The sequence below is a fragment of the Rickettsia endosymbiont of Gonocerus acuteangulatus genome (assembly GCF_964026435.1).
Taxonomy (GTDB): domain Bacteria; phylum Pseudomonadota; class Alphaproteobacteria; order Rickettsiales; family Rickettsiaceae; genus Rickettsia.
Genome location: NZ_OZ032147.1, coordinates 231,084 through 251,169, shown reverse-complemented (window position 1 = coordinate 251,169; position 20,086 = coordinate 231,084). Strand labels below are relative to the sequence as shown.

Genomic DNA, 20,086 nt, shown 5'->3' with positions numbered 1-20,086 from the left:
TAATTATTCTATAATTTCAGATTTTTTAAAGAAAAACTTAATTTCTCTTTTTGCACTTTTTTCACTATCAGAACCATGAATACTATTAGTTTCAATTGATTCACCTATATCCTTTCTAATAGTTCCAATTTCAGCTTCTGCTGGATTAGTTGCTCCCATAACTTTACGGTTTAAAGTTATAGCGTCCATACCTTTAAGAACTTGAAGTACTACTGGACCTGAAGTAATATATTCAACTAAGCTATCAAAAAATGGTCTTGCTCTATGTTCATCATAGAAACATTCTGCTTCATATTTAGTTAAAATTGTCATTTTCTGAGCTACTATTTTTAAGCCAGCATTTTCTAAGTAAGTATTAATTTGCCCTATTTTATTCCTTTTAGTAGCATCAGGCTTAATCATTGAAAAAGTATATTGTATTGTCATTTTAACCTATTTATATAATTATTAAATTTATTTCTTCGCTGAACGATTCCATGTTAAAGCGAATAAGCTACTTCCTAAAAGAGCAGAAATACTAAAAAATATAAAGACCCCATCCCATCCATAATTATCACTTATCCATCCAACACCGACTCCTGCAATTGCTGCTCCTAAATAACCAAACAACCCTGATAATCCGTTAGCTGTGCCAACAGCTTGACGAGTACTGAAATCAGCCGCTGCAATACCTACAAGTAGTTGTGGACCCGAAACAAAAAAACCAACAAGAGAAAGAATTACTATACTTAACAACTCGCTTTGGATAGGAAGCTTCCAAAATAAGATTAATAACACACTAAGTAATAGCATACATATTGTACTTACAGGACCACGTCTTCCTTGAAATAATTTATCAGATAAAAAGCCTGCTATTAACGCTCCTGAAATACTTATCATTTCATATAAACCTATTTGTAAACCAGCATTTAAAAGACTTATACCTCGTAAATCTTTTAAAAATGTAGGAGCCCAATAAATTACCCCTAAACGTATTATATATACAAACATGTTTGCTAAACAAACATACCATATTAATTTATTGCAAAATACTATTTTAAGTAATTCGGCAGTTGGCAGTTTATCATAATCACTTATTAATTCGGGAGGGTAATTTTTATATTCTTCAACTGTAGACAAACCTACTTCTTTAGGAGAATTGCGAAGTCTATTATATAAAAAAATTGATACTACACAAGCAACTACACCAGGTACAAAAAAAGCAGATCTCCAACCGAACTTATCAATCAGGTAACCACAGCTTACCATAGCAAGAGCACCACCTATTTGGTTAGAAGTTGCTCCCATTGCCCATTTAGTTCCAAGCTCTTTAGAAGCAAACCAGTGAGTTAACATTTTTGTAGCAGGAGGCCAGCCCATTGACTGGAACCAATTACTTGCTATCCACAAAATACCAATAAGGAATAAAGAATCTGAAAAGCCTATTAGAATAGTGATAATACCAACGGACAAAAGCCCCAGAACCATAAATATCCGGGCATTAGTCTTATCACTGATAAATCCATTACAAAATTTACTAACTCCATACATTATGGAAGAAGCAGTTAATATCCAACCGATTTGAGTTTTTGTAACATCAAAATATTCTCTAATAGCTGGTGTCGCTATATTAAAATTTTGACGACAAAAATAAAAAGTTGCATAACCTATAATGATAGAATACAAAACCCTTATTCGCCAACTGTTATATTTCTTAACGTATGATGTTCTTGGAATTTTAATTTCAGATTTTGTATTTCTCATATCATAAATCCTATAATTATAAAGAAAACAAGCTTTTAAAAACCTATTTTCTTATATTGATACTATTTTTCAGTATTATTTACTAAAACTTGATATTCCTTATTTAATCCCTTAACAGCATATATCCATAATATTACTATTACAAAGAATATAGAAGCAAAATATGGGGTTGCTTCAACAAACCCCAAGGCCGGGAATATAATAAAAAATGTAGATTGAATAATAGCACCACCTGATTTACCAAATCTTCCGCCGATAACTTCAACAGCAGCTTGACCTTTTACTCGTAAATCTTTATCAAGTGGAATATAAGCCATATTTTTAGTAGCATCAAATAGAGAATATTTTACACCTTTACTTAAAACATTTTGAATTGTACCGATCATAACCGCAAGTGCTAAAGGTCCTGATGCTAAAATACCTGTTAGATACATAGCAATTACACTATCAAAAAAGATAAATGCAAAAAACGCAATACCGGTAATTAACATCATTAAAGGTGTAATCATCGCAGCAGTTAACCAAGATACTTTTCTCAAAATATTACTTCCTATAATCATAAAAGCTATAGCAACCCAACCTTGATAAGCTTGAAACTGCCCCATATACATAGTATAAGCTTCTTTTGTTGGGTGTAATTCTTTTAATTTTGATTTCCAAACACCTTCAACTAGATTTACAGAAATACCATAAGCAATAAGTAATAATGCGATATAACCTACATATTTAGAAGTAAATATCATTTTAAAGCTTTCTATTAACGACATCTTAGCTTTAGCCTTTTTCCCTTTTACAAGTGCTGGGTCATAAAGTTTAGGGTCAGTTAAAACGTTTTTATTCATCCATCTATATGTAAGTATTACAGCCAAACTGCTTATTATCATAATAACAAATAATGGAGTAAATTTTAAATGCTCTGCTACTATTTGGGTTTTTTCATGTAAAAAATACCCAATAATTAGCGATGTTACAGGTAATGCTAAATTAGCAAGCAATCCGAACATTGAATAAAAACGTTTAGCTTCATCGGTTTTAGTAATTTGGTTAGCAAATTGCCAAAATAGTAAGCTTAGCATTAATGTTCCCCAAAGCTCAGCTATAGTATAGAAAGATGCAAAACTCCATTTCCCAACTATTCTTATAAACCATTTAAAATTAGGATATACTAAACTTAAGTATTCTATAGTTTCAGGATTAGGGTGAACTAAATCAGGATTAGGGTAAAGAACAAATGCAAATAATGCAAAATATGCTAGGAAAAAAGAAGTAATTACATAAAATACGTTTTCTTGTTTTAAAATGTCACATAGCTTAACGTAAACTATCATAGCAATTACCGCAGAAGGAAGTACTATATAAGTTTTTAAGAAGCTTATTGCTTCAGCTCCTATATCAGTTACTACAAAGCCGTCTTTAATTGAACGAAGTGTTGAGTAATTTAGTAAAATACAAAACATCATAAATGCCATTGGCAAAAACTTTTTGTTTTCATACCTCTCAATAGGCCAAATTACTTTTCTTAGTTCCGAAATATAATTATTGCTTTTCGTAGTACTCATAAATTAAATTTTTCTATTTGTTTCAAAGATAGGTATTATACTAAAATATGTTAGAAAAGTCAAACATGATGATTATTTATAATAGGCTGCAATCAATATCACCCAAGATTTTATAAATTATTTCTTTAACCTCAAATCCTATTTTTTCATAAGCATCTCTAAACATCTGCCAATTGATTATCAAGAAAACCTGACAATACTAAATAACCATTTTTATTCATGAGATTGCTAATCTGAGTAGATAACTTAATTAAAGGTAAAGCTAAAATATTACTTATGACTAAGTCGAACTTACTATTATAATAGCTATCTAATAAAATATTTTCAGAGGTATTTTGATAAAATTTTATATTAGAATTGTTAAAGCTAGCATTTTCTTTTGCAATTTCTACCGATGCATCATCAATATCACAGGCTAAAATCTCTGCCTCATTCCATAATTTTTTAGCTATAAATGAAAGAATTCCACTGCCAGTACCTATATCTAAAATTTTATTTGCTTTAATAGCTTTAAGATATTCTAAAGCCTCTATACATCCTGATGTAGTTTCATGATTACCAGTACCAAAAGCTCTAGAAGCTTCAATTAATATAAGTGTTTTATCTTTGGGACATTTATCTTGATGTAATGTTGTGCAAATAAAGAAACAATTTGTTTAAATTGGTGCTAATTGGTTTTGATAAAGGGCTACCCAATCTTTATTTTCTATCTCTTCACTAATTATATCACTAGTGATTTCTATATTGTTTAGTTCTGCTAATTCCTGTACTTCTTTTTTTAAAGAAATTAAATTTGTTTGATTATCACAATAAATTTCAAAGCACCAAATATCTTTAGGTTGTGATTCTAAAGTTTTTGACTTTACTTCATAAACCGAAATGGCACTTACTTTTTCTGTAACAAAACTTACGCTATGAGTAAAAAAGTGATAAATTATTGTAAAAATAATTAAACATGTCAAAGAGGATAAAGTTGCAAGCAATACCAATTAATAGGACAGATTATTGTCAATTTTTAATAGTTAGCCAAAAGAATTATAGTTTAACCTACTACGCTGAACATGCAAAGAAATGTAGTCATGATGTGATTAATAGATTTTTAAGGAATGAAAAATATACACCTTCTTTGTTATGGGAACACATCAAGAATGATGTTATTTTTTCATCTAATGGATATACAATATTTGATGATACGGTTTTAAATAAAAGGAATACGAAGCAAATAGAAATTGCAAGATCGCAGTACAGTGGAGCTACAGGTAGAGTTACTAAAGGTATAGGAGTAGTGAGTCTGGTATATTATAACCCTGATATTAATAAGTTTTGGGTAATAGATTATCGAATTTTTGCACCTGATCATGATGGAGCAACAAAACTAGAACACCTATTAAACATGTTAAATAATGCTGTTTATAGCAAGAAGATTCCTTTTCAAACAGTACTTTTTGACACATGGTATTCTACACACAAAATTATGCAACATGTTGACTCTCTGGGGAAATATTATTATGCCCCTATTAAAGCCAATAGAAACGTTAGTAAAACACACGATTCTAAACCTTATAAAGCTGTAAAAGAGTTGACATTTTCAGATGAAGAGATCAGGCATGGAGTAGAGATTCATATAAAAGGCTTTGCTAAAAATAAGCATGTTAATTTGTTTAAATTTACTGTTTCTACCAACAGAGTTGAGTATGTTGTTACCAATAACAAAACTCACAAATCTTCTAAAGCTGCACAAGATGAGTGTGGCTTTCGATGGGTAATTGAGAGCATGCACAGAGAAATTAAGCAACTTACTGGGATAGAACGTTGTCAATGCAGGAAACAGCGTATTCAACGTAATCATATTAGTTGGGCATTTTTAGTTTGGGCATTTCTCAAAAGGACTGCAAATACAATCGGTAAAACGGTTTACCAAATAAAGTTAGGGCTTTTAGATGACTATATGCAACAACAGCTGCGTTCTCCATCTTTACGATATTTAGAACCAAACATAGCGTAAGTTTTGTGTAAAAAATTCTTCAAATATATTTACATCCTTATACTGAATATTAAATGAAATTTTAAAAATATCTTTTGATTGACTATCAGATTTAAACATGATCTACTTATGTAATAAAATTTTAATAAGGCTTATATGATAAGAAACATAATTATTACTATTTCTGCAATATTATTGTTAACCTCAAAAGGCTTTGCAGATGATACTATATCTAATACATCAAAAAAAGATACCAAAACAGATATTACAACACAAAAAATTCTAGATGAATTTTATGCCTATGCTGGTACTATTAAACCAGAAATACGTGAAGAAATACAAAAATATAGGGTAGAAATAGTTAACATTAATAAAAAGAAACGTGAACTATATGACAAACTTTCTAAAGAAGCACAAAATTTTTTAGCAAAAGAACAGGAATATAAACAAAGATTATCTTCCTCCAGTATGGCTACCGAAGATAGTAAAGATAATAATACTGCAAAAGATAATAAAGATACTGATAAGAAATAATATTAGTTATATTTAGTTGAACTTAAGGTGATAAGTCCAACTAAATTAACTATATTGTATTGTTGATTTTACAAATTAATAGATTTAAATCAATTTTGTAAATGAAAAGTTAGTGACGAAGTTTAATTCGGAAAAGAGCCAAACACCTCACAGCTTTTGACCGCAACGTATTTAGAACTACATGAAAATCAAAAACGGTAATTTTCCAAATTACAAGATCGCCAATAGCAAATTACTTTTGTAATTCGCTGTTTGCATTAAACAAGTATATTTTTATTAATTCCAATATGATACAAAAAATCTACTGTACCTAATAATGGATCTATAAAATCTTTTACATGATCTACTTGATTGTTATTATAGTTAGAATCGTTTGTTGTAACGTAATCAATAAACGAAATAATTTTTAGATTAGTTGGTGCTTCTTCTACATTAAAAAATTCTTCTTCGTCTAATAAACCTAAATCTTGAGCTTCAGTTAAAAGATTAGGAATTACTTCTTCTACTATTTCTTCTTCAGTTATTTCTATTTCATCTGCAGCAATCTCAACTTTTTCATCATTTATTTGATTAAAGTTGTATCCGTTTATTAAAGCATTAACTAATGTTTTATCATCATACATAAAAGCTGTTTTTTCTTCTAATGCTATTATAGGTCTTGTTACTACAAATTCAGGTGCTAGATTTTGAATCATTTCTTGAATTTTAGCAACAGCTTCTATGCTACCATCATGATGATCTTGCATATTAGTGTCTTCACCCATAGGTGGTACAGATTCAGTAACATCTGAAGTAGTTTGATTAGTTTCGCTTATTTCCAAACTTAGTGAGCTATTAAGTTCTCCTAATTGTTTAGTCAAGAATTCCAATTCTTTGTCAATATAATTACCCGAAGCTGGTTTATTTAATTTTAATAGTACCCCCTTAGTAAAGTCTTGTATGAAACTTTCTCTTTTTTCTACTAAATCGTCTATATTTATTTCACTAAACTGCCGTTCAATAATTTGACTATTAAACTGTGTAAATGCTTGTAAAAATATTTGTATATTATGATGCTTACTATTATTATAAGCATTTACAAAACATTCATTTGCCTCAAATTCTTGCTGTAATTTAACTAAAGAACATCCCTTATAAGTTATATAAGAATATATTGTCAGCTTCATTAGCATCTTTTAAAGCCTCATCAAAAAAAAGCTATAGATTTTTTATGATCATTTGTTTCTTTTGAATGATATAAGGCAAGAGCTTTACAGTAATTAGCCTCTCCCGTTTTGTTTAAAGCTTCTGCTTTTTCCCCAAAACTTACGCTATGAGTAAAAAAGTGATAAATTATTGTAAAAATAAAAGTAATCCCCGCCGCAAGCAGCGGGGTATTTTAGAAGAAAGCTAGCTGATGATCCTCATGCAGTTTCTGATATTCCTTGCCTTGGTTTTTTACGTATTTTCCTATCATATTCTCATTTCCATGCTTACCTACCGTACTCGTAAAATATCCATCAGTCCAAAATTCTCCACCCCATAATTGTTTCTTTACCTGTGGACACTGTCTAAATATTTGACGAGCTGTAACACTTTTAATTGTTGTTACTATTTTTGTTACGCTATAGGTTGGTACAGATTGTACCAAAAAATGGACATGATCTTCATCAACCCCTATTTCTAAAAATTTTATTTGATATCTCTTTTCTATCTCTAAACATATTTCTCGTAATACTTGATCAACTGATACGTCAAACACTGCTCGGCGATATTTTGCTGGAAATACCATGTGATACAGCAGTACCGTAACATTATGACTTTTATGTATATATTTGCTCATTCCGCCATATTACGCCGCAAGCGGCGGGGAATATACCCAAAAGAGATTAAACATGTCAAAGAGGATAAAGTTGCAAGCAATACCAATTAATAGGACAGATTATTGTCAATTTTTAATAGTTAGCCAAAAGAATTATAGTTTAACCTACTACGCTGAACATGCAAAGAAATGTAGTCATGATGTTATTAATAGATTTTTAAGGAATGAAAAATATACACCTTCTTTGTTATGGGAACACATCAAGAATGATGTTATTTTTTCATCTAATGGATATACAATATTTGATGATATGGTTTTAAATAAAAGGAATACGAAGCAAATAGAAATTGCAAGATCGCAGTACAGTGGAGCTACAGGTAGAGTTACTAAAGGTATAGGAATAGTGAGTCTGGTATATTATAACCCTGATATTAATAAGTTTTGGGTAATAGATTATCGAATTTTTGCACCTGATCATGATGGAGCAACAAAACTAGAACACCTATTAAACATGTTAAATAATGCTGTTTATAGCAAGAAGATTCCTTTTCAAACAGTACTTTTTGACACATGGTATTCTACACACAAAATTATGCAACATGTTGACTCTCTGGGGAAATATTATTATGCCCCTATTAAAGCCAATAGAAACGTTAGTAAAACGCACGATTCTAAACCTTATAAAGCTGTAAAAGAGTTGACATTTTCAGATGAAGAGATCAGGCATGGAGTAGAGATTCATATAAAAGGCTTTGCTAAAAATAAGCATGTTAATTTGTTTAAATTTACTGTTTCTACCAACAGAGTTGAGTATGTTGTTACCAATAACAAAACTCACAAATCTTCTAAAGCTGCACAAGATGAGTGTGGCTTTCGATGGGTAATTGAGAGCATGCACAGAGAAATTAAGCAACTTACTGGGATAGAACGTTGTCAATGCAGGAAACAGCGTATTCAACGTAATCATATTAGTTGGGCATTTTTAGTTTGGGCATTTCTCAAAAGGACTGCAAATACAATCGGTAAAACGGTTTACCAAATAAAGTTAGGGCTTTTAGATGACTATATGCAACAACAGCTGCGTTCTCCATCTTTACGATATTTAGACCAAACATAGCGTAAGTTTTGTCCCAATAAGCGTCTTGTAAACTGATCTTCTTTGGAGTTAAGTATCCATTGTCAGAAGTAATAAATTTGTCAAAATTTACAATAGCTTCTTCGTTTTTACCCATTATTTTTAAAAGTTGTGCCTTATAATGATAAGTTTCAGTGACAACTCTATCGTTATCGCTCATATTTCCTTTGTGGGTCATCAATTCATCATAAACTGCTATTGCTTTATCAAACTGTCCTGCTTCTTTTAAAATATTTGCTTTTTCCCAGTAAGCTACACATAAAAACTTATTATATTTTATGGCTTCATCAAGATTTTGCAAAACTTCATCAATTGCTTTCAATTTTTCTAATAATAGAGCTTTATAAAAATAAGCTTTTGCAAGAGATTTATTATAATAATTAAGTTGATTTTCGAACATTACTGTTGTATTTTCTGAAATTTGAAAATTATCTTTTTGTTTTATGGCTTTATTATAGAATGCCATTGCTTTATCATATTGCTCTTCAGTCTCAAAAACACTTCCTATAGCTAAAAATGGTATAGCATAAATCATTAAGATACTGACAATTTAATAGTATTAAAAACAGCATCATAAAATGTTTCAAAATCTCCTACAACTTTCCTAATTTCATTTTTTATCTTAAACCAGTAATGCTCTATAGGATTTAAATCAGGAGAGTAAGTTGGTAAATACAATATGGTACAACCAACGGATTCAATGAACTCTTTAACTTTAGAATTTTTATGAAAATTAATGTTATCCATAATAACGGTTTGCCCAGGTTGTAATTCTGTAATTAATACATCCCTAATATAAGTTTTAAAGACCTCTGTATTACAATTACCTTCAAATATTACAGGAGCAATAAGATTACCATTACAAAGACCAGCTATCATACTTATTCTAAATTTATGTTGATACACCTTTTCTCCATAACACCTTTGTCCTATAATGCTCCATCCATACTCTTTGCAAGCATTATCCTCTATTCCAGATTCATCAAGATATACTAATTTGTCTTTTGTGATGGTTTGTATCTTTGCTATAAATTCATTTCTTAATTTAATATCTCTTTTCGGATGAAAATGAGTTTTGTTTATAGCTATAGCCAAGTTTTCTGATTTGTCTTAAAATAGTTACAGATGCAATATTACCCCATTGCTTTGCTAACTCCTTTGATGTTTTATTCATATTAGCTTTAAAAAATTCTTTAAAAGATTCTGAATCTTTTATCTTATGACTATGTCCTTTCTGATAACCAGTTGCTGCTTCTAAAGTACCTTGCTTATCTTTTAATTTTTTCCATTTATATATAGTATCACGACTTACATTAAATAATTTACTTACCTTACTTATTCGTATCCCTGCTTCTACAGCTTTTATAACTCTTAGTCTTAGTTCTATTGCATATGCTCGTGCCATATCTCTTTACATGCTTGTTAATATTTGCTTACTATAACATGATACTCTCGCTCTGTCAGTACCTTAATGACTTATGCTATACAATATCAAATTAAGATCAAAATGTGTTTTTCCGCTCTCATACTTTACGTTTCCACATTCTAAAGCTTTCTTATAAGCAAACATTGCTGTTTGATAATTACCCTCATTAAATAATTCATGACCGGCTTGAAGATAGTGTTGTTCCTTAATTGCAACTTCTTTAAATTCTCGAGCATAAGGTGGCATATATTTATTTATTATGCTCAACATAGTTGCTACTACTTCACTATCATATATATCTTCTAAACTCACTGATTCTTCCTTAATAATATTTGCTTCTTTTTCCTCTCTTAAATATTCAGCTTTTCTTTGTGCTTCTTGTGCTTCCATGACATTTTTTAATCTATTAACTTCTTCGTTAGTTAATTTCTTTTTCATAATTTTACCTAGCTTTAATATATTGTAAGTAGTAAAATCTATTACTAACTATCAAGAGAAAAAGCAAGAACTTTTTCTAATACATTCAAATTGTCATTTTGTGATAGTATTATTTGTGTGGGTTAGCTTTACTCCTGTCATCCCGTGATTTATTCACGAGGTCTAGTTAAAAAATACTAATAAAAATCCACGCAGGCAATGCCTCCTTGCAATGATGCGGATTCCTCACTTCCCTATACAGAAATTCTTAAATATCTCGCCGAGGATTTCTTCAACATTGATAATGCCTGTAATAGCACCTATTCTACGCATAGTCATTCTGATATCTTCAGTTGCTAGAACTAAATCATTATCAAGGTTAAAATCTTTTAGATAGGCGAGAGCTTGTTTAAGGTGATGGCGGTGGCGTTCATTTGTTATATAAGGCGTTTCAGTAAAACCTGCCATATTTTCAGCAATTTCTTCAATGTTTTTTAATATACTCGGTAAAGCTATGTTGTTTTTAATTGAAACCTTTAAGCATCTATATTTATTTTCTATATTAAATATTCTATTTTCGGGAATAAGGTCAATTTTGTTTATTATTACAATAGTATTTTCATCAATCAAACCTGTTATATCTTCATTGACTGCAGAGTCTAAAGTCTCAGCATCGAACATCACAATTTTAATATCGGCTTTTTTAGCTGAATCTATTGCCCTCTTTATCCCCTCTTGTTCTATAACATCATTGCTTTCGCCTCTTATACCTGCTGTATCTTGCAAAATAATAGGGTATCCGCCTATATCCAAATGCCCCTCTATTATATCTCTAGTAGTACCTGCTATATTTGAGACAATTGCAATATCTCTTCGCATCAGGAAATTAAGTAGGCTAGACTTGCCAGCATTTGGTGGTCCTATAATTGCAAGCTTTAACCCACTTCGGAGCAATTCCCCTTTTCTGTTATCATTAAGATATTCGGATATTGTGTTTATAAGTGTTTTATGAGTATTTGTAACATCTTTTAATACACTTTCCGGTATATCTTCGTCAGGAAAATCTATATATGCCTCAAGTAAAGATATAATCCGCAGCAATTGACTTCGCCAACTATTATATAGCTCTTCAAGTGCTCCCCCTGCTTGCCTAATTGCCTGTTTATGTTGCATAATTGTTTCAGCATTAATTAAATCGGCAATGCCCTCCACTGCAGTTAAATCGAATTTATTATTTAGGAAAGCTCTTTTGGTAAATTCCCCTGCTTCTGCTAAACGAACGCCTGGTATATTTAGTAAAACATTTGTAAGCATTATAGAGATGGCTTTACTGCCGTGCGTATGAATTTCTACCACATCTTCGCCGGTAAAGCTATTAGGTGCTTTAAAATAAACAACCATAGCATTATCAATTAAGTCATTGCTTTCTGGGGAAGTAAGTTTTTGGTAATACATAAAGCGTGGTTTAAAATTAGATTTACCAGTTAGTACCTTTAAAACCTCTAAACTTTTAGCCCCAGAAACTCTAAAAACTGCTACTCCTGCTTTACCAAAGCTAGAGCTTTGTGCAAATATCGTTTCCATTTTTTTGATACTCCTAATATAAAACGATGTCACCCTAATAACTCTTCTACAAAGCTTTAAAGCAGAAGAGTATTGTTTATTAAATAATATATAATATAATAACAAATTAAATAAGCTATATTTACTTGAGAAAATTATGACGCCAAAAACACCTCTTTTAGATTCCGGTCGGTTAAATTGCCAAATACCAAAACATAAAGCTAAAATTTTAGAATTTAGCAAAAAGCATGACACGAGCTCTTTATATGTGGAATTTATTGAAAAATTTTTGAGTTATATTCCTATTGATTATGAGTTTGAGAATAAACAAAAACTATTTTTTGATTTTGCCGATGAAGCTTTTAACTTTTTTAAGTATAGAGAAAAAGGCGAGAGAAAAATATCAATAACAAATACTATTATTGAAAACGATCCAGCAATAAATATATTAATATTGCTTGATAATAAACCGCATATTGTTGATTTTATCGTATGTCTTCTTAAGAATAAGGCACTGCAAACTAAATTTTTGCTGCATCCGGTAATAAAATGTACTCGTGATAGAAAAGGCAATCTAGAAAAAATACTAGAAAATTCAGCCGCAGAAGAAAAATCAGAATCTATATTACATTTAACAATCCTCGGAAATTTTGATGATAGTGCAACTAATTTACTAACAAAAGCTATAAATGATAGGCTAGATGAGCTTGAGGAAAGCCATAATGCCTTACCAAATATGCATGCAAAGCTCCAAGATTTATCTAAAAATATAATCGATAACGACAAACTGAATTCCGTAGAAGCTAAAGAATTTTTAAGTTGGTTACAAAATGATAATTTAATTTTATTAGGTACTATTGATTTTGAAGTAAATTCTACAAAGTTAAGCAACAAGATTGGGACAACAAAAATATGGCAAGAAGTAAAAGATGAGATTGAAGATATTGTAAAATGTTCAGCTAGCCCATTATATCAAAACCAGCTAATAATACTTGGTAAGATAAATAGTGTCTCACTTATTCATACAGATAATTTAATTGATTATATTTTAGTAAAGAAATTTGACTCATATGGTGAATATATTTCAGGAAGCATAATTTTTGGTATATATAACTCAAATATGTATTACCCTTCAATAAGTAATATCCCAATTCTTAGACAGAAATTTAACTTCGTAATAGGGAAAGCTGGTTTTGCATTATCTGGTTATAATGCTGATAAATTAAAAATTTTAATGGAGTCTTTACCTCGTGAGGCTTTAATTCAAATTGATCAAGGTGATTTATATTGCATGTGCTTGCATATGCTTTCTAGTATGATGAGTAAGAAGCTTAAATTATTCATTCAATATGATTGGTCGAGTTCTTTTCTAAATATTATAATTTTCTTACCTAGAGAGCGTCTAACTTCTGAAATACATAACCTGATAGATTGTTATTTAGCTGAGAAATTCGGCAGTAAAATTCTATCTAACTATATAACTGAAGTAGCAGGTAGTTTTTCTTATCTTTTTGTCACCCTTGAAGCACAGGATAAACATAAAATAAATTTTGAAGCAGAAAAAATTCAGCAAGATTTAGATCGTATTTCTAGATGCTGGAGTGAAGATTTTTATTTGAAATTTTCTAAAAAATTCGGCGAATATCAAGCAGGAATTAATTTTAAACTATTCGATAATATTTTTCCTGCTGATTATAGGCAAAAATTCTCTCCTGAAATAGCTTTAACAGATATTGAATATTTAACTGAAGCAAGTAGGAATCAAAGACGTATGTTTAATTTGATTGCTACAGGTGAATCAGAATTTTATCTAAAAATATATAGTCCAGGAGTAAGTCTTGCTCTTTCTAATATATTACCACCAATAGAAAATTTAGGATTTAGTGCAATCGACGAACAGAGCTTTATAATTAAAGAAGTCGGTGAGATTAAAGAAAGCTGGATATATAATTTTATTTTAACTTCCGTAGTGCCAGTAAAAGATAATATTCAAGAGCTAAAAATAAATGTTGAAGAAGCCTTAGACAAAATGGTTCTTGGCATGCTTGCTAATGACTCTTTAAGTAAATTAATAGTACTTGCTGGTTTTAACTGGAAACAAGTTAAACTAGTCAAAGCTCTAACAAGATATTTACATCAAACAGGCTTTAGTTATGGCAAGGGTTATGTGCAATTGACACTTCTTAAACATCCTGAATATACGAAAAAATTAGTAAATCTATTTGATATAAAATTTAATCCTAAACATCTCGATCACGACTTCAAAGATATCAAAAAACAATTAAATGATTATTTATTAAAAGTTGAAGTAAGTAGTGAGGATAAAGTACTCCGTAGTATGCTTGGTGTTCTTGAAGCTGTTACTAGAACAAATTACTATCAACCTAACAAACATTATTTTTCATTTAAGTTCGATTCCTCTAAAGTCCCCCATTTACCTCAACCGATCCCATTTGCTGAAATATTTGTTTACTCAAGAAGTTTTGAAGGGGTGCATTTAAGAGGGGGTCCTGTGTCACGTGGAGGGCTTAGATGGTCAGATAGAGCAGAAGATTATAGATATGAAGTGCTTGGGCTTATGAAAGCACAAATGACTAAAAATTCTGTTATAGTACCTGTGGGTTCTAAGGGCGGTTTTTATCTTCACTTTACTGATGAGGGAATGGGTCGTGATGAATATATGGCAAAGGTCGTCGAGTGCTATAAAAATTTCCTTAGAGGGTTACTAGATATTACCGATAACATAGTTGATGGCAAAGTAGTACATCCTCAAGATATTGTGATTTACGATAAAGAAGACCCATATTTAGTAGTTGCTGCCGATAAAGGAACAGCTTCATTTTCAGATTATGCTAATAGCGTTTCCAGAGAATATAATTATTGGCTTGATGACGCTTTTGCTTCAGGCGGTTCTGCTGGTTATGACCATAAGAAAATGGCTATTACCTCTAAAGGTGCTTGGATTTCTGTAACTAATCATTTCAAAACTTTAGGTATAGATGTACAGAAAGACCCTATCACTGTGACAGGGATAGGCGATATGTCCGGTGACGTATTCGGTAATGGAATGCTTCGCTCCAAAGCTATTAAGCTGGTTGCTGCTTTTAATCACAAGCATATATTCATTGACCCAAATCCTGATCCTTTAACAAGCTTTAATGAGCGTTTACGTCTATTTAATTTAAAAGATTCTAACTGGTCTGATTATGATAGTAAGCTGATTTCTAAAGGCGGCGGGATATTTGAGCGTAGTAGTAAATCGGTAAAATTATCGCCAGAAATTAAAAAATTACTTGATGTAAATGATAGTGAAATATCACCTGAAGAGCTAATTAAAGCTATTTTAAAAGCTGAGGTTGATTTGCTATGGAATGGCGGAGTAGGCACTTATATTAAAGCAAAAACAGAGAATCATTTAGAGATCGGCGATAAAGCGAATGATAATTTAAGATGTAATGGTGCAGAAATTAGAGCAAAAGTTATTGCGGAAGGCGGAAATATCGGTGTATCGCAACGAGGCAGAGTTGAGTATGCCAAAAAAGGCGGACGTATCAATACCGACTTTATTGATAACTCAGCAGGTGTTGATTGTTCTGACCATGAAGTAAATATTAAAGTTGCTTTTAGTAATTCTGTTGCTTCCGGTAAGGTTACTTTAGATGAGCGTAACAAGCTGTTAATTGATATGACAAAGCAAGTTGAAGAATTGGTTTTAGAAGATAATTATAAGCAAACCGAAGCAATAACGATTATGCAGTTATCGCCTACTCTAACGGTTAGTATATTCAGCCAGTTTATAGATATTTTAGAAGAAGAAAAAATATTAGTACGTGAGAATGAATTTTTACCAACTTCCGAAGAATTAAACAGAAGAGCTATAAACGGGGAAGTATTAACCCGTCCTGAACTTTGCTTATTACTTTCATATAGCAAAAGATCGGCTTCTCATGAATTACGTATCTCAACCTTTTCTCATGATAAATATTTCGATTCTTATCTTGTAAATTATTTTCCTAAAATAATGCAAGAGAAGTTTCGTGAGGAAATTTTATCTCATCCTCTTAAGCATGAAATTATTAAAACTGTTGTAATAAATAAAATAGTTAATCAGCTTGGTGGACCACTTATTAGCATAACAAAACGTGAAACTGGTGCTCCTCTTTGCGATATAATAAGATCATATACTATTATTTGTGAAATTTTTGAACTTGATGATGTTTGGGAAAAGGTAAGTAATTTAGCTGCTAATATCGATTATAACATCAAAATTGATATGTTTACTGAGATAACAAAATTAATGCGTCGTGGTATTTCTTGGTTTATCAAAAATTTAAAACATCCAATTAATATTAGTAAAACCATAGAAGAGTTTAAAAAACCTGCACAGAATCTAAGAGAAGTAGTAGGTAATTTACTAGCCGGAGAAGCAAAAATAAAGTTTGAAGAAAAGTTAAACTATTATGTAAGTAACGGAATAGACAAATCATTTGCTAAAGATATTCTTACCTTTGATAGTTTGATTTCGGTATTTGATATAATACATGTAACGAAACAAGTATCAGGTAATGATGAAGAAATGGCAAAAGCTTATTTTACAATCGGTAATATGTTTAGTTTAGACTGGTTACGTAAAACTTGTGATAGACAATTAAACGATTCATATTGGCGTCGTCTGGGTCTACAATCCTTAAAAGATGACTTATATGACAAACAACGTAGATTATTAATAAAAATTATTAATAAATCTCAAACAACTATTGATTTAGATTTATGGATTGATAATAATAAAATTCTAGTTAAGAATTTCCTTGATTTTATTAAAGAAATTAAATCTCAGGAAATTATAGACTTAAATGTAATAATTTTAGTAAATAAAAAATTTGAAATATTTTTACAAAAACTTGAATAATTATGACATCAATGCTTAAGCAGACCAGATTAGATTTGGGTAAAACCTTAAACCAAGTATCTCTAGATTTAAAAATTAGAAAAAAATATTTAATAGCTTTAGAAGAAGGGAGATTAGATGTTTTACCAGGGGAAGTATATGTAAAAGGTTATCTAAAATTATATTTAGATTACCTTAACATAAGAGATCGTAATGCTGAGCAGTTAGAAACTAAAAAAAATAATGAACAAGAAAAATTATTAAGTAGAAATAAAAATAAAGCCTTAGTAAATTATAGACACAAAAAACAGTTGATATTTATGTCTATTGTAATGTTATCTATTATTATAATAATTTATCCATTTATAGAGTTAGCGTAAAAAATGAATAATGAAATATTAATGAGCTTAATGCAACAAGTAGAATATAGGCTTGATAATCTATTAAATGTGCTTGCAAATAATCAATATGAGATCTATAGGTTACAAAATGAAAATAATCAATTAAGAAATGATTATGTAAGAATATTAGATCAAATTAATATTTATGTTAATGAACTTGAAGAAATAAAAAAATTACAAAAATAATTATGGCAATTGTTACGATAACATTAAATAATAAAAACTTTCAATTATATTGTAATAGTGGTGAAGAGGAAAAATTATTATTTTTAGCAAATAAATTAAATGAAAAAATAAGCGAAATCAAAGCGGTAAATCCTGCTGCATCATTTGATTTGTTGCTTGTTATAGCCGGCTTTGTTCGGAAGGGTATCTGTTGGTCTTTTTTAGACGTAATTATCCTATTTTGACTGCGATACATTTACCGAATGAATTCCATAAATTTATAATATTGGTAATAACAATTGCTTCACGTTTTTGTGATGATATTTTTTTAGTTAATAGAGATGAACCAATACATCTCTTAATTCTTGAAATTTGAGCTTCAATTCGTGCCCTAATTCCATAACAATATTTTTTATAAAATGCATAAATGTTACCTTTCTTACTAATATAACTTACAACCTTATCATGCCATATGGTGTTATCTTGACCATATATCTTAGCATTACGTGGGGGAGGCATTACTGGCGTAATACCGCAATTACTTAATTTCTCAACTCCTTCAATACTATAGTAAGCACCATCAGCAATTACTCTATCTACCGATATATTCTCTGGTATTAAGGACTCTAGCATCTCTATATCAGCAGTATAGCAATCAGTAATCTCAACATCATGAATATTCATTGCAGGATCTATAGAAATATGCATTTTCTGCCATGGCTTATTCTTACAGACTTTATTGTATTTTGTTTCATACCAGTTACTAGCTGTATTAAATCTAAGACCTGTGCTATCTAGTATCAGAGATATAGCTTCGCCATTCTTGATACGCACAGCAAGTTTATTGCAAAACTGTTTGACCTCTAATGGTATCTGTGAAAATAAATCACATAGATGACTAAAACTTGGTACTGGAATCTCAAGACCCTTGCCCCTGTAGAAGTCAAGATTTGATCTTACAGGCACTATAAATTTTGCACCTGATTGTCAGTTAAGTTTTGACTGTCAGATATATAATCAAGATACAAGATTTCATTATTCTTTTCAACAGCTAATTTCTTACTATCCTTAAAAGTTTGCATAGGAGTTTTTCCATAACAATTATTTACCAGAATGAGGTCTTTCATTATTGAAATACTCTAGCCAGATATCAAGATCTAATTGTAGGTCATCAAGATCTGTATAAATCTTTTTCCGCATTGCTGTATCAAAGAATTCTTGTTTCATAGTTTTATTAAAACGCTCACACATGCCGTTTGTTTGTGGAGAATATGCTTTAGTAGTAGTATGCTCTATACCTTCGATACTTAGAAATAATTCAAAAGCATGATGATCTATATTCCCCTTATATTCTGACCCACGATCTGTAAGAATACGAATTATTGGTATCCCTTGGGTCTCGTACCATGGTAACACGCGGTCATTCAGCATATCAGCAGCAGTTAAAGCTGTTTTATCAGTATATAGTTTAACATCAGCTACTCTGCTGTAGCTATCAATAAATACCTGAGAATAAACCTTACCTATACCCTTAAAGTTGCCTACATAATATGTATCTTGGCATCCTAGATACCCCGGATGCTGTGTCTCAATTTCTCCATGTGCTTCTTTTTCATTACGACGCTTCTCTAGCACTTGTAATTGTACCTCAGTAAGTACAATACCATCTTGAGCCATTTTTGCTTCTAATGCTTTAAGCCTTTTACTGATATTGTTTAAATCATTACGTAACCAAATTGATCTCACTCCTCCAGGTGATACAAGTACACCAGTCTTTTTAAGCTCATTTGATACTCTTAGCTGACCGTATGCTGGATATTCTATTGCCATATCCATTTTACTGCCTTCTCTATCGGCTGGATCAACTCTATTGGCTATTATTGGCTTCTTACGGCTAATCTCATATAATGCTTCTTCGCCACCAGTTTCATACAGTTCTTTAAATCTGTAATAACTATCTCTACTATATCCCATTGCTTTACATGCTGATGATATGCTACCAAGGCTCTTAGCTAATTCAAGTAAACCTAATTTTGGCTTTATTATTTTTTGATTTAAGTGCATTGTGACCTCCTATTTTTTATCTGTATTTTTTAATACATTATTTTAATTAAATGTAAGATCAAATGTCAACTATACAATATGGTACTTGGTATGTCGTTGTCCTCCCAGATTCTCCCTCTACGTAAGGTTGTGTATTAATGAACAAAGACTCTAAATCACCTTCAGGGAAATACAGGCTGACCATCCCTCTTTTTCTTAAACTATCGTTATATTGTGACCAATTGGTTATTTTATATCTCGGCTTATCTATTTTTCTTGGCAAACCTGTTTTTGTTCTTTCTTTGTATGGCATTTTTAATTTATAACTTATCTATTCCAGAATATTATATGGTATTCTCTACATACTATCCTTCCTTTTTTATTACCCTTCCGAACAAAGCCATTATCATACTACTCAAACATTTTA

At 30.7% G+C, this 20,086-nt stretch carries 19 protein-coding genes and 2 pseudogenes; 7 read left to right on the top strand and 14 right to left on the bottom strand.

What is annotated here, in order from left to right; translation table 11 throughout:
- Positions 1 to 3 precede the first annotated feature (3 nt).
- The 5 genes from ndk to AAGD55_RS01505 all read right to left on the bottom strand — a co-directional run bounded on the left by ndk (position 4) and on the right by AAGD55_RS01505 (position 4,291).
- Positions 4 to 426, bottom strand: a complete 423-nt coding sequence (gene ndk / locus AAGD55_RS01525; RefSeq protein WP_341791874.1) for a nucleoside-diphosphate kinase — start codon at positions 424 to 426, stop codon at positions 4 to 6.
- Between the two features lie 27 nt (positions 427 to 453).
- Positions 454 to 1,743, bottom strand: a complete 1,290-nt coding sequence (locus AAGD55_RS01520) for an MFS transporter (protein WP_341791873.1) — start codon at positions 1,741 to 1,743, stop codon at positions 454 to 456.
- A gap of 62 nt (positions 1,744 to 1,805) precedes the next feature.
- The gene (tlc1, locus tag AAGD55_RS01515) at positions 1,806 to 3,302 is read right to left on the bottom strand and encodes an ATP/ADP exchange transporter Tlc1 (protein ID WP_341791872.1); all 1,497 of its coding nucleotides are present in this window, start codon (positions 3,300 to 3,302) and stop codon (positions 1,806 to 1,808) included.
- 158 nt (positions 3,303 to 3,460) lie between these two features.
- Complete coding sequence (locus tag AAGD55_RS01510; RefSeq protein ID WP_341792490.1) at positions 3,461 to 3,895, bottom strand: 50S ribosomal protein L11 methyltransferase; 435 nt, start codon at positions 3,893 to 3,895, stop codon at positions 3,461 to 3,463.
- A 63-nt stretch (positions 3,896 to 3,958) separates the two neighbouring features.
- Positions 3,959 to 4,291 carry a hypothetical protein gene (locus tag AAGD55_RS01505; RefSeq protein ID WP_341791871.1) on the bottom strand — a complete coding sequence of 111 codons (333 nt, stop codon included), beginning with the start codon at positions 4,289 to 4,291 and terminating at the stop codon, positions 3,959 to 3,961.
- On the opposite strand from AAGD55_RS01505, the gene AAGD55_RS01500 reads away from it, so the two are divergent.
- Positions 4,258 to 5,307: a transposase gene (locus AAGD55_RS01500; RefSeq protein WP_341790834.1), complete on the top strand. Its 1,050-nt coding sequence runs from the start codon at positions 4,258 to 4,260 to the stop codon at positions 5,305 to 5,307. The two genes, AAGD55_RS01505 and AAGD55_RS01500, sit on opposite strands and share 34 nt — an antisense overlap.
- Positions 5,308 to 5,442: 135 nt before the next feature.
- Positions 5,443 to 5,820: a hypothetical protein gene (locus AAGD55_RS01495; protein ID WP_341791870.1), complete on the top strand. Its 378-nt coding sequence runs from the start codon at positions 5,443 to 5,445 to the stop codon at positions 5,818 to 5,820.
- Between the two features lie 257 nt (positions 5,821 to 6,077).
- Here the strand turns inward: AAGD55_RS01495 and AAGD55_RS01490 are convergent, their stop codons facing one another.
- Together AAGD55_RS01490 and tnpA are read right to left on the bottom strand one after the other, a co-directional pair.
- Complete coding sequence (locus AAGD55_RS01490) at positions 6,078 to 6,986, bottom strand: hypothetical protein (protein ID WP_341791869.1); 909 nt, start codon at positions 6,984 to 6,986, stop codon at positions 6,078 to 6,080.
- Positions 6,987 to 7,198: 212 nt separating this feature from the next.
- A complete protein-coding gene (gene tnpA / locus AAGD55_RS01485; protein ID WP_341790826.1) occupies positions 7,199 to 7,642 on the bottom strand; it encodes an IS200/IS605 family transposase in 444 nt (147 codons plus the stop codon).
- Between tnpA and AAGD55_RS01480 the strand changes: the two genes are divergently transcribed.
- Positions 7,635 to 8,738 (top strand): transposase, encoded by a 1,104-nt coding sequence (locus AAGD55_RS01480; protein ID WP_341791868.1) that lies wholly within the window; start codon positions 7,635 to 7,637, stop codon positions 8,736 to 8,738. The two genes, tnpA and AAGD55_RS01480, sit on opposite strands and share 8 nt — an antisense overlap.
- Here AAGD55_RS01480 and AAGD55_RS01475 read toward each other — a convergent pair.
- The 4 genes from AAGD55_RS01475 to mnmE all read right to left on the bottom strand — a co-directional run bounded on the left by AAGD55_RS01475 (position 8,620) and on the right by mnmE (position 12,183).
- Positions 8,620 to 9,291, bottom strand: coding sequence for a hypothetical protein (locus AAGD55_RS01475; protein ID WP_341791867.1), 672 nt, complete (start codon positions 9,289 to 9,291; stop codon positions 8,620 to 8,622). The two genes, AAGD55_RS01480 and AAGD55_RS01475, sit on opposite strands and share 119 nt — an antisense overlap.
- Positions 9,291 to 10,161 (bottom strand): IS630 family transposase gene (locus AAGD55_RS01470; protein ID WP_341790833.1). Its coding sequence is split into 2 segments (ribosomal slippage): positions 9,291 to 9,833 and positions 9,835 to 10,161, totalling 870 coding nucleotides; the frame shifts between segments, so codons are not numbered across the junction. The genes AAGD55_RS01475 and AAGD55_RS01470 overlap by 1 nt, the downstream gene beginning before the upstream one ends.
- Before the next feature lie 63 nt (positions 10,162 to 10,224).
- Entirely contained in the window at positions 10,225 to 10,620 is a 396-nt protein-coding gene (locus AAGD55_RS01465) for a hypothetical protein (RefSeq protein WP_341791866.1), read from the bottom strand.
- Between the two features lie 225 nt (positions 10,621 to 10,845).
- Positions 10,846 to 12,183, bottom strand: coding sequence for a tRNA uridine-5-carboxymethylaminomethyl(34) synthesis GTPase MnmE (mnmE, locus tag AAGD55_RS01460; RefSeq protein ID WP_341791865.1), 1,338 nt, complete (start codon positions 12,181 to 12,183; stop codon positions 10,846 to 10,848).
- Positions 12,184 to 12,319: 136 nt separating this feature from the next.
- Between mnmE and AAGD55_RS01455 the strand changes: the two genes are divergently transcribed.
- From AAGD55_RS01455 to AAGD55_RS01440, 4 genes and pseudogenes are all read left to right on the top strand, one after another.
- A complete protein-coding gene (locus AAGD55_RS01455; RefSeq protein ID WP_341791864.1) occupies positions 12,320 to 17,071 on the top strand; it encodes an NAD-glutamate dehydrogenase in 4,752 nt (1,583 codons plus the stop codon).
- A 2-nt stretch (positions 17,072 to 17,073) separates the two neighbouring features.
- On the top strand, positions 17,074 to 17,430 hold the full coding sequence (locus AAGD55_RS01450) for a helix-turn-helix domain-containing protein (protein ID WP_341791863.1): 357 nt from the start codon (positions 17,074 to 17,076) through the stop codon (positions 17,428 to 17,430).
- Positions 17,431 to 17,433: 3 nt separating this feature from the next.
- Positions 17,434 to 17,637, top strand: a complete 204-nt coding sequence (locus tag AAGD55_RS01445; protein WP_341791862.1) for a hypothetical protein — start codon at positions 17,434 to 17,436, stop codon at positions 17,635 to 17,637.
- 2 nt (positions 17,638 to 17,639) lie between these two features.
- A pseudogene (locus AAGD55_RS01440) lies at positions 17,640 to 17,804 on the top strand (cell division protein ZapA); the annotation flags it as partial.
- A gap of 43 nt (positions 17,805 to 17,847) precedes the next feature.
- On the opposite strand, the gene AAGD55_RS01435 reads toward AAGD55_RS01440, so the two are convergent.
- From AAGD55_RS01435 to AAGD55_RS01425, 3 genes and pseudogenes are all read right to left on the bottom strand, one after another.
- Positions 17,848 to 18,417 carry a transposase gene (locus AAGD55_RS01435; RefSeq protein WP_341792489.1) on the bottom strand — a complete coding sequence of 190 codons (570 nt, stop codon included), beginning with the start codon at positions 18,415 to 18,417 and terminating at the stop codon, positions 17,848 to 17,850.
- 164 nt (positions 18,418 to 18,581) lie between these two features.
- A pseudogene (locus tag AAGD55_RS01430) lies at positions 18,582 to 19,680 on the bottom strand (IS481 family transposase).
- Positions 19,681 to 19,738: 58 nt separating this feature from the next.
- Positions 19,739 to 19,972 carry a hypothetical protein gene (locus tag AAGD55_RS01425; protein ID WP_341791861.1) on the bottom strand — a complete coding sequence of 78 codons (234 nt, stop codon included), beginning with the start codon at positions 19,970 to 19,972 and terminating at the stop codon, positions 19,739 to 19,741.
- Between the last annotated feature and the right edge of the window lie 114 nt (positions 19,973 to 20,086).